The organism is Psychrobacter sp. NC44 (genome assembly GCF_904846655.1).
Taxonomy (GTDB): domain Bacteria; phylum Pseudomonadota; class Gammaproteobacteria; order Pseudomonadales; family Moraxellaceae; genus Psychrobacter.
In genome coordinates this window covers 107529-121256 of sequence record NZ_CAJHBN010000008.1, presented here as the reverse complement: position 1 = coordinate 121256, position 13728 = coordinate 107529, and the positions used below count along the sequence as shown (strand labels likewise).

10 protein-coding genes are annotated in these 13728 nt (G+C 43.9%); 6 read left to right on the top strand and 4 right to left on the bottom strand.

Annotated features, from left to right (window positions below; all coding sequences use genetic code 11):
- Positions 1–28: 28 nt before the first annotated feature.
- Together JMX95_RS08020 and dapC are read right to left on the bottom strand one after the other, a co-directional pair.
- Positions 29–1969: a DUF294 nucleotidyltransferase-like domain-containing protein gene (locus JMX95_RS08020; RefSeq protein ID WP_201553076.1), complete on the bottom strand. Its 1941-nt coding sequence runs from the start codon at positions 1967–1969 to the stop codon at positions 29–31.
- Positions 1970–2126: 157 nt separating this feature from the next.
- On the bottom strand, positions 2127–3395 hold the full coding sequence (dapC, locus tag JMX95_RS08015) for a succinyldiaminopimelate transaminase (RefSeq protein ID WP_201553079.1): 1269 nt from the start codon (positions 3393–3395) through the stop codon (positions 2127–2129).
- Positions 3396–3652: 257 nt separating this feature from the next.
- Here dapC and JMX95_RS08010 point away from each other — a divergent pair, with 257 nt between their 5' ends.
- Positions 3653–4324, top strand: a complete 672-nt coding sequence (locus JMX95_RS08010) for a hypothetical protein (protein ID WP_193007864.1) — start codon at positions 3653–3655, stop codon at positions 4322–4324.
- A gap of 106 nt (positions 4325–4430) precedes the next feature.
- Here the strand turns inward: JMX95_RS08010 and glnD are convergent, their stop codons facing one another.
- Both glnD and map read right to left on the bottom strand, forming a co-directional pair.
- Positions 4431–7193, bottom strand: coding sequence for a [protein-PII] uridylyltransferase (gene glnD / locus JMX95_RS08005; RefSeq protein WP_201553096.1), 2763 nt, complete (start codon positions 7191–7193; stop codon positions 4431–4433).
- Positions 7194–7408: 215 nt separating this feature from the next.
- The gene (gene map / locus JMX95_RS08000; RefSeq protein ID WP_372815769.1) at positions 7409–8200 is read right to left on the bottom strand and encodes a type I methionyl aminopeptidase; all 792 of its coding nucleotides are present in this window, start codon (positions 8198–8200) and stop codon (positions 7409–7411) included.
- A gap of 310 nt (positions 8201–8510) precedes the next feature.
- Here map and JMX95_RS07995 point away from each other — a divergent pair, with 310 nt between their 5' ends.
- From JMX95_RS07995 to JMX95_RS07975, 5 genes are all read left to right on the top strand, one after another.
- On the top strand, positions 8511–9587 hold the full coding sequence (locus JMX95_RS07995) for an esterase/lipase family protein (protein ID WP_201553099.1): 1077 nt from the start codon (positions 8511–8513) through the stop codon (positions 9585–9587).
- A gap of 75 nt (positions 9588–9662) precedes the next feature.
- Positions 9663–10775, top strand: coding sequence for a lipase secretion chaperone (locus JMX95_RS07990; protein ID WP_201560474.1), 1113 nt, complete (start codon positions 9663–9665; stop codon positions 10773–10775).
- Between the two features lie 312 nt (positions 10776–11087).
- Positions 11088–11576 carry an META domain-containing protein gene (locus JMX95_RS07985; protein WP_055125201.1) on the top strand — a complete coding sequence of 163 codons (489 nt, stop codon included), beginning with the start codon at positions 11088–11090 and terminating at the stop codon, positions 11574–11576.
- Positions 11577–11846: 270 nt separating this feature from the next.
- Positions 11847–12851 carry a PD40 domain-containing protein gene (locus JMX95_RS07980; protein ID WP_201553107.1) on the top strand — a complete coding sequence of 335 codons (1005 nt, stop codon included), beginning with the start codon at positions 11847–11849 and terminating at the stop codon, positions 12849–12851.
- A gap of 182 nt (positions 12852–13033) precedes the next feature.
- Positions 13034–13699 (top strand): OB-fold-containig protein, encoded by a 666-nt coding sequence (locus JMX95_RS07975; RefSeq protein WP_201553110.1) that lies wholly within the window; start codon positions 13034–13036, stop codon positions 13697–13699.
- Positions 13700–13728: the final 29 nt, after the last annotated feature.

Below are 13728 nucleotides of genomic sequence, written 5' to 3'. Positions count from 1 at the left end.
CGCTCATCCATTTATGCGATTGTTTTACTTATGCGAGTTCTAGTTGATAATGCTGACGTAGCTGGTTTTTAAAGCTTTTAACAACGGCCAAACACTCTTTTAATAAGTCGCGCTCAAGCGCGGTCAAGGTCATTGGGTTGACTTGCCGTGCATGTTTATCATCGGTTGATAGGGCGACGGATAGGCGCTGTGCCATAAAAAACTCCAAGGCCTCTAATAGAGTATCTGCGCGCTCTTGGGTCAAGGCGCGCGCTTGTACCAAAGCTTTAAGACGATTTTTACTACTGGGCAGCTCTAAGATATCGTTTTCTAATGCCAAGGTACGAATACCATGAACCAGTGGAAAGATACCGGCTTTCTTTAGATCAATGTCTTCTGACCCGGATTTACCACCGAGCAAAGGCACGAACTTTTGCCACCACTGATTGACATCACCGAACTGTAGCGCGGCGCGCGCGAACTGGCGTACAAACATAGGGTCTGACTGCCTGTGGGCAACCTTTAAATGTTGACGCACCTGAGTCAATAATGACTCATCTCCGCAGACATATTCGCCATCGAGTATGGCGGACAAGTAAATACCATGCATGGGATCCGTATTTCTAAACCATAAACCAATCTGGGCATTAAACTGTTTTAGCGGCTGTCGCCACATAGGGTTGGTCATCATGATATTACCATCGCACAGTGGATAACCGAGGTCTGCTAAATGCTGATTAAAAGTATCCGCAAATTGTGCCAGATCAGGGTGAGTATAGCCGTCACGTAAGATGAGCGCATTGTCTTGGTCAGTACGCATGATTTGCTCACCGCGCCCCTCGGAGCCCATCACGATCAGGCAGGTATTTGTCATGACCTCATCAGGCACGATAAGTTGCCAGAGCTTGGTAAATACCTGTGCATTCAAGGTCTGTACCATGCGGCTGATATTACCGATTTTGACACCGTTTTGATGTTGTGCGCGAATGTAACGACCGATAAGCTCGACGGCAGTATCTAAGCTCGATAAGTCTTTTGCCTGCTCGATTTGGATACTAATGAGCTGTGAATGATGACCAATATGCGCAAGCATATCGCTTTGTCCCAATATACCGACGACATCCCCATTTTGATCAATCACTGGTAGCCGATGGATGCGATAGCGGGTCATGGTCAATAATGCATCGCCAATCTCATCACTGGCTTTGATGGTACGCAGGTTAAAATTAGCATAGCGCTGGCATGGGGTAGTGGCTGGATCTTGCTGGTCACTCACGGCGCGGCAAATGTCGGTATCGGTCAAAATGCCCAATAGATGACCAGTACCAAATCGCACCTCTCCCTCGTTTTTTAGGTGGTCTAAGGGTTGCACCAGTACGTGTTTTAGCCCCGCTTTCGTCATGATAGACGCGGCTTCGTACAAGCTGTTATTAGCGTTGACGATATGGACTGGCAATAGATTGACATCAATGACGGGCTGCAACATGATTTGCTGCACTTCTTGTTGGTCATTGTAGCTGGCAGAGACTATGGGTTTAGTATTGCGGCGCTGCTGTAATGCTTTTAGCCGTTCGGGCAATTTGTCTGACAGCATTTGGCGCACTAGATGATTTTGGGCGCTTATTTTATCGACTGCGCTACCAGCGACTTGGAGCAACAAGGTATCCTCAGCGGCTCGAAACTGATAGGTCTGCAGCGCTTTAGTATTAAGGCTATTTTCAGTCAATGATTCAGGCAGACGACGGCTGTCGAACCAATCGTTATTATTGAGATGGTCGGAGTGGTTACTACCCAAGTAAGAGGCAACAAACTCACCATCAAGCAATTGCTCAATCTGCCCTTTAATGACCACATACAGATATTGCAACTCTTCGGCAGTTAGATGCTCATTTTTGGCAAGGTAGCGGATTTGAGTGTTTTTTCTGATGCTTTGGCGTTCAGCCAGACTCAATACGTCAAAGGGCGGCTGGGTAAAATCAAGATGGGGCATGGCATCATCCTTGATGGCATATTGAGTAAAAGATAATTGATGATAAAATACACTTTACTATAGCATTATTAAAGCAAAAAACCTCTAATAACCACAGTAATATTGTGGCTATTAGAGGTTGCTGTTTTTTTGAAAATTTTACGTATAAAGCGACTGCTTATGCGCCTAGTAATTTCCGAATACGGTTTATTGCTTCGCGGCTCTCATCAACACTCGCAACAAGCGCAATGCGCACATAGCCTTGCCCAGGGTTTTTGCCATCAATATCACGTGACAGATAGCGCCCTGCTAGTGCGTGAATATTGGCCTGCTCATACAGTGCTTTGACAAACCGCTCATCATCCCCATTGAACGGCTCAGGGACCTTTATCCAAAAGTAAAATCCAGCCTCAGGCATTCGTAACTCTAGTAGTTCACCAAGCTCAGACATCCACAAGGCAAACTTTTCTTGATACAGAGCGCGATTGTGTGCCACATGCTTTTCATCTTGCCATGCAGCGATCGAGGCGAGCTGATGTGGTATCGGCATCGCACAGCCTTGATAAGTACGATATTGCAGGTAAGCTTGTAAAATATTGGCATCACCTGCCACAAACCCTGAGCGCAAACCAGGCAGATTTGAACGCTTAGATAAAGAGTGAAAGACAATACAGTTTTTGAAATCATGACGACCGAGGGCAGCGCAGGCTTGCAATAGTCCAATCGGTGCCGTATCAAAATACAGCTCGCTATAGCACTCGTCACTGGCAATAATAAAATCGTACTGATCTGACAGACGAATGAGATACTCCCAATCATCCATCGTCATGACTGAGCCCGTCGGATTGTTCGGACTACAAACAAACAGCAACTGCGTGCGCGCCCAAACGTCTTTTGGTACGGCGCGATAGTTACCTTTAAAGTCATCGTCCAGTGTGCAAGGCACAAAATAAGGCTCGGCTTGCGCCAGTATCGCTGCACCCTCATATATTTGGTAAAAAGGGTTGGGCATGACTATTGTAGGAGCAGTCGTAGGAACAGTCGTAGGAGAAACGGCAGATAACGGGTCAGAGCCAGACAGCGGACTACTCTCTGTATCGCTTACTTTATGATCAACGACTGCTTGTACCAGACTAAAAATAGCCTCGCGTGTGCCCATTACTGGCAATACTTGCGTATTGGCATCGACATGGTTCAAAAAGAAGCGTTTTTCTAGCCAATGCGCGATGGTTTGGCGCAGCTCAAACATGCCATTAGTCGTTGGATAACGACTTATTTTGTCCAAATTTTCACGTAGTACGTCCAGCACGAACGCTGGTGGCTCATGTTTTGGTTCACCAATACCGAGCTTGATTTCACTGTAGTCATGGGCTGGCACACTGTTAGCAAGCAATGTTGCCATCTTTGCAAAAGGGTAAGGATGCAGGTACGTTAAGTTGTGATTCATAAGTAGGGTAACTATAATAGACAATTAATAATAAAGTTATAAAGAAAAATTACATTTAAGCAGTGTAGCACTTCTCTTATTTTTTGTCTTTTACTTCTCATGCTCAAGCTGCTTAGCTATTTAACCATAAATTATAATAACTAATGAAGCCGTCACAGATTTAAAAATCCTAAAAAAAGCTTATCAATTGATAACTTATAACAATACAAAAAACTGCTGTCAGCCCTAATGATAGATTATGGTGAGGATAATTTGATATGCCTAGTATCTCAAAAACTAATGATCTTAACGCGACAGGCATTCAAGATGAAAATTTTGATGATGCGCAACAGCGAGCCAAATTCTACGAGCTATTAAAACAGCGGGAGCAAAGCTGGTGGCAAGCTCGCCAGCAATTAATTAGCCATAAAGAACGAAAAATGTTTTGGTACGGTGAAAACAGCTTGATGATGTGGTTACTGTGGCAACTGGTCAGTTACGTGATCGTTGCGATGGTGCTGATGTTGCTTAGCAATCAGCTCGGTATTTTACTACCCTTATGGCAATATATTGCCTTATTTGTCTTACAGACAGTGATTTTTGTGGCCATGCTCGCGTCCAAAAGTCGAATGGCAGACAGCTTGCAACGTAAAATCGATAAAGATGAGTTGATGCGTGAAGAGGCACTGAATGAGATGATTATCTTAGCAGAGGACAGCCTTTATCCCGATGTGCATGCCAAATCGCCTATTTCTCTAAGACAAATCTATGAGTGTTTTGGCAGAGATTTTCATTTAGCAAGTTTGCATTGTTTGCTACAAAAAGAGGTCAACGCTGGGCGCTTAATACTGACGCAAAAACAGATTGAAGCAGAGATTCTGCCACCAGATCTTGCGGATGATGAGCTCAATGAGCACGCTAGCGAAATGATATATAAAAGCACCTTATAAAAGGTGCTTTTGATATTAACGGGTTAAAAAATACAAAGCATGCCATCAATGAATGGATGATACACGCCGAGTATTTATCTTAGACTTATCTTGTAAGCCCATTTGTTCAATCACATTTGCTGTAAGCAGCAGGCTGCTCTCTTTGCATACTGAGACTTGCCATCAAAGCGGATCGTAGCGCTTCAAGTCTAGCAGCAGATAGCGGTTCATCATTTTGATCGCTGATATAAAACATATCTTCTGCACGTTCGCCCAAAGTGGTGATACGCGCCGCATGTACCTCAATTTTCTCCTGCAAAAATACCTGTCCTACTCTTGCCAATAGTCCCGGCTGATCAAGGGTTTCCAAGCTCATAATATGCTGATCAGAAGCCTCGTTAAACTCAAAATTAATCACCGTGGTTACTTCAAAATGTCTAAGCTGACGCGGTATGCGCTTATTGGTAAGTTTCAGTAATGTCGGGTCTTTAAAAGCATTGATTAAGCGCTGTTTGAGCTCTTGTTGACTGTCCTCATCGACCAATAATGTGCCACTGGGATCGAGCAGTACATAGGAGTCCAAAGCAAAATCGCGGGTAGCAGTAATGATACGGGCGTCTAAAACATCCAAGTTCATTTGATCGAATACAGCCATGGTGACTGCAAACAGGTTCGTCTGATCTTGGGTATAAACAAAGACCTGTACCGCATCAAGGGCCAACTCACGATGCTCACGCAGTACCACCAATGGCGGGCTATCCGCATTAGAAGCAAGACCAATCGGCGGATGGTTCAAAATGGCCTCGGTATGCCATAAGATGTCTTCAGGAATTTCTCTCAAGAAATATTCATCACCCAAATCATCCCATAGCCTCAAGACTTCATCACGATTCATGTGTTGATTGTTGACATTATCGAGCATCGCTAAGGCTTGGGTACGTGTGGCACTGATCATATCTTGGCGGTTAGTAGGTGCATCGATATCAGCGCGCAAAATGCGCCGAGTTTGTGAGTATAACTGTTTCATTAATGTGGCACGCCAGCTGTTCCACAACTGTGGATTGGTCGCATTCATATCCGCAACAGTGAGCACATATAAATGATTGAGGTGGGTGACATTACCGACTAAATTGGCAAAAATAGTGACCACTTCTGGATCTGAGATGTCTTTTTTCTGAGCAGTCATCGACATCAATAAATGATAGCGAGTGAGCCAACCGACCAAGTTGGCATCTGCCAGACTCATACCATGCGCCAAACAAAATTCAGTCGACTCAGTTTGTCCAAGCTCACTATGGTTGCCACCGCGACCTTTGGCAATATCATGAAACATGGCGGCCAGTACCAAGATTTCCTTGCGCTCGATACGTTGAAAGATAGAGCTAACCAGTGGGAAATCTTCATAAAACCGTGGGTCGGTGAAGCGATGCAAAATCCGAATCAAAAATAAGGTATGCGCATCAACCGTATAACGGTGAAATAAATCATATTGCATCAGACCGGTCACTTGGGCGAACGCAGGAATGTAGCTGCCTAAGACGCCATAGCGATTCATGGCACGCAGGCGATGAAACAGATAATTCTGCTCTTTTAAATTGGCTAAGAAGAGCGCTTGGTGAGCGGGGTTATCACGGTAGATTTGATCGATGCCACGCGCGGCGATTTTTAGCGCACGCAACGTATGAGTGCGCACGTTTTTGATACCGTACTGACCCATCAGTAAAAACATCTCTAAGATAGCATCAGGATGCTGGGCAAAAACCCGATGATGCGCCATGGCGATTTGGTCACCAACTTGGTTAAAGCGCGCATTGATTGGCTGCTTTTTTGGACGCTCATCATCAGGCAACTGCGGCTCTATAATCGTCTCGTAATAGTGATTGGTCAGCATCTCAGACAGCGTCGATATCTGCATGGCACAGCGATAATAGTCGCGCATAAAACGCTCGACGGCGGCATTTGGTTGATCGTCTGGCTGCGTCTCATAACCCATCAACTGGGCAATTTCACGCTGATAATCAAACAGCAGCTTGTTTTCGTTGCGACCAGTCAATACATGCAGATAATGACGTATTTGCCATAAATAACCTTCTGCAAAGTTCAGCTCATCGAACTCTTTTTCAGTCAAAAAGTTTTGTTGTACTAAGTCATAAAGCTTACCCACTCGAAAATAGCGTTTGGTCACCCAGCCGATGATATGAATGTCGCGTAGACCACCAGGGGCGGTTTTTATATTGGGTTCAAGGTTGTACTCGGTGGCATTGTGCTGTAAATATCGCGCTTTCGCTTCTGCGATTTTTACTTCAAAAAACTCACGTGGCGACCACTGTTTATTGACAATTTGAACGGGCACATCCTGTAAAGCCTCATTACCAATTAATAGCCGAGCTTCTAGCTGGGCACTGGCAATGGTGTGATCGAGCGACGCCTCTAAAGCGTCATTAACACTACGTACCGAGAGAGCAGGCTCTAATCCGATATCCCACAATAGAGCCACCAACCGATCTATTTTCCCACTGGCATCAGCACCAATCTCATCAGGGGAGAGCAATAAAATGTCGATGTCTGAATAAAGCGACAGCTCGCCGCGACCATAACCGCCTGTGGCAAATAAAGCCAAATCTGTCTTATCCAGCTCAAACCAGTTGAACAAGGCAATCAGCAATTCGTCAATCGCACCAGAGCGTGCCGCGACCAATTGACGAATATTGACACCGCGTTCAAGTGCACGGTTAATATCCTGATTAATTTGAGTCAACCAGTGAGGAATACCCAGTAGCGACTTTTCAGTGACAGGGGTGTCCGCTAGCAGTGACGCGTTTGTCGCTATATCCTTTGATAATAGAGGTAAAGGTGTCAGATCGATAGAAGCGACATCACAAGTAAACATGAGTGTTATCCCGTTAAGAGTTTAAAAATAAAACGTTTCAGCTGAAAAGCGTAGAATCACCAGTGTGCTGGTAGCTGACAAAAGCCACAAATAGAAGTTACCAATATAAGTTATTAAGTCATCAGAGTATAAAGATAAAAAGCGGGTGAGCACAATACTCAATATGACCTAATTATTGGCCAAAAAAAAGACCGCCTAGGCGATCTTTTTTGATATTACTGGGTCAAAAAACTCAAATCTTCTTCAGGGCGAGTGGTAAACACCTCACAGCCATTATCGGTCACGACCATCGTATGCTCCCACTGTGCTGACAGCTTACGGTCTTTAGTAATCGCCGTCCATTCGTCAGGCAAAATCTTGGTTTGCCATGTACCTTGGTTAATCATCGGTTCGATGGTAAAGGTCATGCCTGTTTTTAGCTCAAAGCCTGTGCCTTTTTTGCCATAGTGCATGACTTGCGGCTCATGGTGAAACTCATTACTAATGCCGTGACCACAGAACTCGCGAACGATACTGAAACGTTCAGGCTCGACCACTGCTTGGATAGCAGCACCGACATCACCTAGACGCGCACCGTTTTTGACGACACTCATACCAGCATATAGGGCGTCTTGTGCCACTTTGCAGATACGCTGTGCCATGATAGAGCCGTTACCAACGATCCACATTTTTGAGGTATCGCCATAGTAGCCATCTTTTATCACGGTCACATCGATATTGATGATGTCACCATCTTTGAGTAGCTTGTTTTCGGCTGGGATACCATGACAAACCACATGGTTAATCGAGGTACAAATTGATTTTGGGAAGCCATTGTAGTTAAGCGGTGCAGGAATAGCCTGTTGCACATTAACAATATAGTCATGGGCGATTTGGTTAAGTGCCTCGGTACTGATGCCAACTCGAACGTGCTCATCGAGCATGACAAGGACATCACTGGCAAGTTTACCGGCCACGCGCATTTTTTCTATGGCTTCTGGGGACTGGATAAGGGATTTTTTAGTCATCATTATATTACTTATAGTTATGGAATTAATGGCTTGAATTATAACATAAATGAAGACGCCGCTGTTTTACGTTAAGTGATAGTGAATCTATCATTATTATTGATAATAATTGCTTTACAGCGAAGTAGGGGCAGTTGTGACCCTCTAGTCACGATAATATATTCATATTTTGACAATTTAGTTGAATGTTACAGAAGATATAAGTAATGTAATTTTGCATGCTAAAGGAATTAGCAGCAATCTTTGCCGCTTCTGCTGTCGTATTTGAGAGGTAAAGATAACCCACATTAATGATAACAAGGACGTTATTATGACGCTAAAAACTTCTCTAGCTTCGGCTTTCACGCCCAGCGCATTTCTCCCCTCACTTGGTGTTATCGGTGCCGGTGTACTCTTAATGGCTCTACAAACCACCTCGGCTCAAGCTGCTGGTCAATACTATAATTGCGCCAATTCAACCGGATGTAAGCTGGTCAGCAACAAATACTGGACGTCAAATCATACTGATACAAAATACCCAATTGTTATGGCACATGGTCTTGGCGGCTTCACTAACTTGTTTGGGATTATCGACTACTTCAATGGCATTCCTCAAGAGTTGATGAAAGGCGGCTCAGAGGTATATACCACCAAAACGTCAGCCGTCAATAACAGTGAGATTCGCGGAGAGCAGCTGCTACAACAAGTCAAAACCATCACTGCCATTTCAGGTGAGCCTAAAGTCAATTTATTTGGACACAGTCAAGGCGGTATAGATATCCGCTATGTCGCTGGCGTCGCGCCAAAATATGTCGCATCAGTCACGGCAGTCTCAAGCCCAGAACAAGGGTCAAAAACGGCAGATTTTGTCAAAAACACCCTCGAGCCAAACAACACCACAGGTAATCCATCCAATGTCACAACACAGCTAGTCTCAGGCGTGTTCAATTTGATTGGTGGCTTTACAGACGTTGGTTCAGGTATCAGTTTTAAAGAGATACAAGAGCAAGATGGCTGGCAAGCGCTCGTGGCTCTATCAACCGATGGTGCGGCTAAGTTCAATGCCAAATTTCCTGCGGCAATGCCAAAAAATTATTGTGGTCAGCCGACCAGTACTGCTGTCAATGGCATTAAATATTATTCGTTCAGCGGGGTGGGGCAAATAACGAGCGCACTGGATCCTAGTGATTATCTATTGGCAGCAACGAGCGTGCCATTTGCAGGCGAGTCTAATGATGGGTTGGTGTCTGCTTGCTCAAGTCGTCTTGGTTATGTGATTCGGGATAATTATAGAATGAACCATTTGGATTCAGCCGATCAAGTATTAGGTCTGACGGCATGGGGCGATTCTGAGCCAAAATCTATCTATCGTACTCAGGTCAATCGTCTTAAAAACGCTAACCTTTAATAATGTAAGCTTTTAATAACATACGCTTTTAAAAACATAAGCCTTTAAGCTGACTTATAAAAAGAACCCTCATCTATGTCGAATAATCGCCGCCCAGCCTATCTACCAATAGTTATAATCGCCGTGGTTAGCATAGCCATAACGGCGGCGGTGATTATGTGGTTCAAACCTGATAATACACGTATGGCTACAGCGCAACCAGTATCCAGTGCCCTCACTAATGAGGCTGATGCTACTCTATCAACTGCGCTGGATAATGGCCAAGTAGTGCAAACAACTGCCGCCCAAAACCAGTCTCTATTTGTCACTGGATTGGAGCATTTGCCGCGCTCATTACAAGGCACGCAAATTGACGGCGAAATCATCATTGACGAAAATAAGCAGTTGGTCGTCACTGAAGGTCTACGGCGTTTATTCGATTATTTTTTGTCGGCGCTGGGTGAAGAAGATGAAGCGGTTATTTATGCCCGTGTTGAAAGCTATATTCGTCACCACACGCCAGAGCCTGCCGCTAGTCAAACGGTCGCTATATTTGACCAATATATTACCTATCTTAAAGCCATTACTGAAATAGAAGAACGTTATGGCAATCTGCAATTACAAGCGGCAAAAAGCGGTGAACTGGATCTAAATGTCGTCGCTCAGCAAAAGCAAGATGTAGCCAAGTTGCGTCAGCAGTATTTTACTAAAGAAACCATTACCGCCTTCTTTGGTGCAGAAGAAGAGTATGATGATTATAGTATGGAGATGGTCAGAATTAACCAAAACCAGCAGCTAAACGATGTGCAAAAAGAGGCAACACGGCAGAACTATATAAGCCGTATGCCGGATAATGCGCTCAAAGCCGGTATCACCCAGCAAGCCAATCTGAACGAGCTGATGAATCGCACAAAACAGATGCAAGCAAAAGAAGCAACGGCTCAGGAATTGTATAACATGCGTCGTGATCTGGTAGGTGCTCCAGCCGCCGCACGCCTCGCGCAAGTCGATGCAGAAGATGCCAACTTTGCTCAACGTTTCGACCAATATCAAGCCCAAAAACAGCGCTTATTAAATCAAAGTGCAGATAAAACGCAAGCACAAACCCAAATCAATCAAATCGAACAGCAGCTATTTAGTGAGGCTGAGCGCAAACGTTTGGTAGGCTATGCTGCTTTGCAACAACAGAACCTCGCCAATCTAGAGTAATGCCTAGCATAAATGAGTAAAACGGTAATTTTAACGAGAAATTATCGGTTTTTAGGGTATATTCGAGAAGTTATATAAAAAGTGTTAGCAGTTAATGTACTGTCTAACAATAGAGGTTAGCAAAAAGACTATAGAGCGCAACAAATAACAGGGTAATCATACACTCAATCTATAATGACAGTTAAGCTCCAGTTGTGCATAATGACCGCATTATTGAGAGTAATGAATAAAACAGTAAATTAATCATAATAAAAACGAATGTTTAGGATAAGAGTTATTTTTTATTCTAAAAAAACCACTATAGGAGCTTATATGAAAAACATGACTAAAATGATGATGGCAGCGACACTTGCGGTAGGTACGTTGGCTGCTGGTTGCCAAACCACCCCTAGCGTAACAGCGCCAGTGACTCAACCAATTACTTCTAATACGCTACAAGCATATGATTGGCAGCTCGTTGACGCAAAACGCAGCAATGGCGATAAGGTTAGCCAATTGTTCTTTGATCCAGCGAAGCCGTTGACGCTAAAGTTCTTCAAAGACAGCGGCAGTGACCGTGTGACCTTTATGAACACCTGTAATAACATGGGCGCTGACTACAAGGTGGTGAATGGCAATGTCGTATTAGGCAACGTTTTATCTACTATGATGGCATGCCCTGAGCCACAAGCAAGTTTTGATACTGCGACTTTAGCGACCGTACAAGGTAAATATAGCATCAGTAAAAATGCCAATAACACGCCTATCTTGACTATTACCAATAGCAATCAAGTTGCCCATTTCAAAGCCGTTTCTAAATAATTCAATCATTACAAATGGTTTTTGAATAGTATTTGCGAAAAGCAATGTTGAATAAAAGCAATGTTCTATAAAAGTCAGATGTAGTTTTAAAAATGCCTCACTATCTAGTGGGGTATTTTTTTGTCCAAAATTTGGCATGGTTTACGCTACACTGTCATTTGCTGTTAAGTAAAGTATGTAGGCTAGGATGCTTTAATGCGCTCAATCTTTTAGCCTTAATTGTCAAGATTCTCAGTACGCAATAATCAACACTTTATTGGACGTTATTTTATGTCAAAAATGCTTGTATCAAAATCATCCGTCAATATACGAACGATAAGTAATATCACCGCACTAACGACTTTTATTCTGTTGACGGGGTGTCAGACCTTGCCTAGTACGATGTCTAAAACGATGCAAGCACCTGCTAATAATATGAGTGTGAGCAATCCACTAACGGCGCAAATGTCAGCGATAGATCGGCAAGGGCGTATTGCCTATGTCGAGGAGCAAGGAGTCGGAGCTGCAAAGATATCAACGCTTTATAGCATTCGTCCTGATGGTAGTGATCGTCAGTTAATCGATCAGCTTGATGGTTATATTTATGCGCCAGCGTGGTCAGCTGATGGGCAACTGCTGGCATATAGTAAACAAGCGCCGCGCCAGCATCCTAAGATTTATATCTATGATCGCAAAAGCAACATCCGTAACCTTGCGGTAAATGCTGAAGGCAGCAATATGTCAGCGTCGTTCTCACCTAATGGGCAAAAACTCCTCTATAGCTCAACGGTCGGCGGCAATGCTGATATCTATGAGATGCGTCTGAGCGACGGTAAGACCACACAGCTCACTACGTTACCGAGCACAGAAGTACAGCCAAGTTACGCCAGTGATGGGCAAAGTTTTGTCTATACCAGTGATAAAGTCCGCGCTGGACGCCCACGTATCTATCGCTATAACTTCGAGACTGCTAGTGCCACGCCTGTGCTAACAAGTGGCTATGTCGCCAGTCCGCAACTGAGCTTGGACGGTCAGCGTATGGCCTATCTCAATGGTCGTAAGGCCGCCGTTATGACGCTGGCTACAGGGCAAGTTATCAATCTAGCAGAGACGGGACTTGATGAACCAGCGCGTCTGTCACCATCTGCACAGTATGCTGTCTATCCGACAAAGCTTTCACAAGTGGACGGTCAAAATGGTGGAAGTTTGGTCATTCACTCATTATCTGGTAATACAAGCTATGCGATTGTGAGTAAGGTGGGCGGAATCGTGCGCTCGCCGATATGGGGGCGCTAAAGGCAAAACCTATGTATTATGTAATGGAATGTATATATAATTCTCGATAAAGCAACATAAGTTGATTTAAAAAATGTAAACTTGTCAGCATTAATTCGAGTGAGCATCATCCACATAATACCAATTTGTATAACCAAGTCATAGAGCTAATAGATTGGGTGAGCAAAAGGAGAGTACGCGTAATGCAAGAAGCTTTTTTAGTCTTTATCACTAAAATCAGTTTATATCCCACGATTATTTTTACGGGGCTTGTGATGTTCGTCACTTTATATTGGGTTGTGTCTTTACTCGGAATGGCAGATATGGATAGCGTAGACCTTGGTGAGTCAGGCGGTGATGCTGAGGTCTCTACCTTATCATCGACTGGTTTTTTCACCGGTCTCATGCTCAAATTTGGTCTTTACGGTGTCCCTTTAATCATCATACTAAGCTTAATTAGCTTGATCGGTTGGTTGCTTAGCTATTTATATACTAGCTTTTTACACCAATATTTCGATTCTGGCGTTCTGTATTATTTATTCGGTACAGGGGCGCTCATTTTCGTATTGGTCGTCTCTATGTGGTTGACAGGTATTATTATTTCGCCGATTCGCAAAAATATCGCCAAAATTCCCAAACGTAATTCGTCTAATAATGTGGGTAAGATCGCTGTTGTGCGTACGCTTAGTGTCACAGATAAACATGGCGAAGCAGAGCTAAATGATGGCGGTGCAGGATTGATATTAAAGATTCGTTCAGACACCAATGATGGTTTGCTAAAACAAGGCGATCGAGTGATGTTGGTGGAGTATCTAAAAGATGCCAATACTTATCGAGTTGTTGTCGTGGAAGATAAAAAAATATTGTAGAAGTATGAATAAAGCTAATTGTTTTTAGA

Coding starts and splice junctions, on each gene's coding strand:
- JMX95_RS08020 (WP_201553076.1), bottom strand. CDS start 1,969: ATGCCCCATCTTGATTTTACCCAGCCGCCCTTTGACGTATTGAGTCTG.
- dapC (WP_201553079.1), bottom strand. CDS start 3,395: ATGAATCACAACTTAACGTACCTGCATCCTTACCCTTTTGCAAAGATG.
- JMX95_RS08010 (WP_193007864.1), top strand. CDS start 3,653: ATGCCTAGTATCTCAAAAACTAATGATCTTAACGCGACAGGCATTCAA.
- glnD (WP_201553096.1), bottom strand. CDS start 7,193: ATGTTTACTTGTGATGTCGCTTCTATCGATCTGACACCTTTACCTCTA.
- map (WP_372815769.1), bottom strand. CDS start 8,200: ATGACTAAAAAATCCCTTATCCAGTCCCCAGAAGCCATAGAAAAAATG.
- JMX95_RS07995 (WP_201553099.1), top strand. CDS start 8,511: ATGACGCTAAAAACTTCTCTAGCTTCGGCTTTCACGCCCAGCGCATTT.
- JMX95_RS07990 (WP_201560474.1), top strand. CDS start 9,663: ATGTCGAATAATCGCCGCCCAGCCTATCTACCAATAGTTATAATCGCC.
- JMX95_RS07985 (WP_055125201.1), top strand. CDS start 11,088: ATGAAAAACATGACTAAAATGATGATGGCAGCGACACTTGCGGTAGGT.
- JMX95_RS07980 (WP_201553107.1), top strand. CDS start 11,847: ATGTCAAAAATGCTTGTATCAAAATCATCCGTCAATATACGAACGATA.
- JMX95_RS07975 (WP_201553110.1), top strand. CDS start 13,034: ATGCAAGAAGCTTTTTTAGTCTTTATCACTAAAATCAGTTTATATCCC.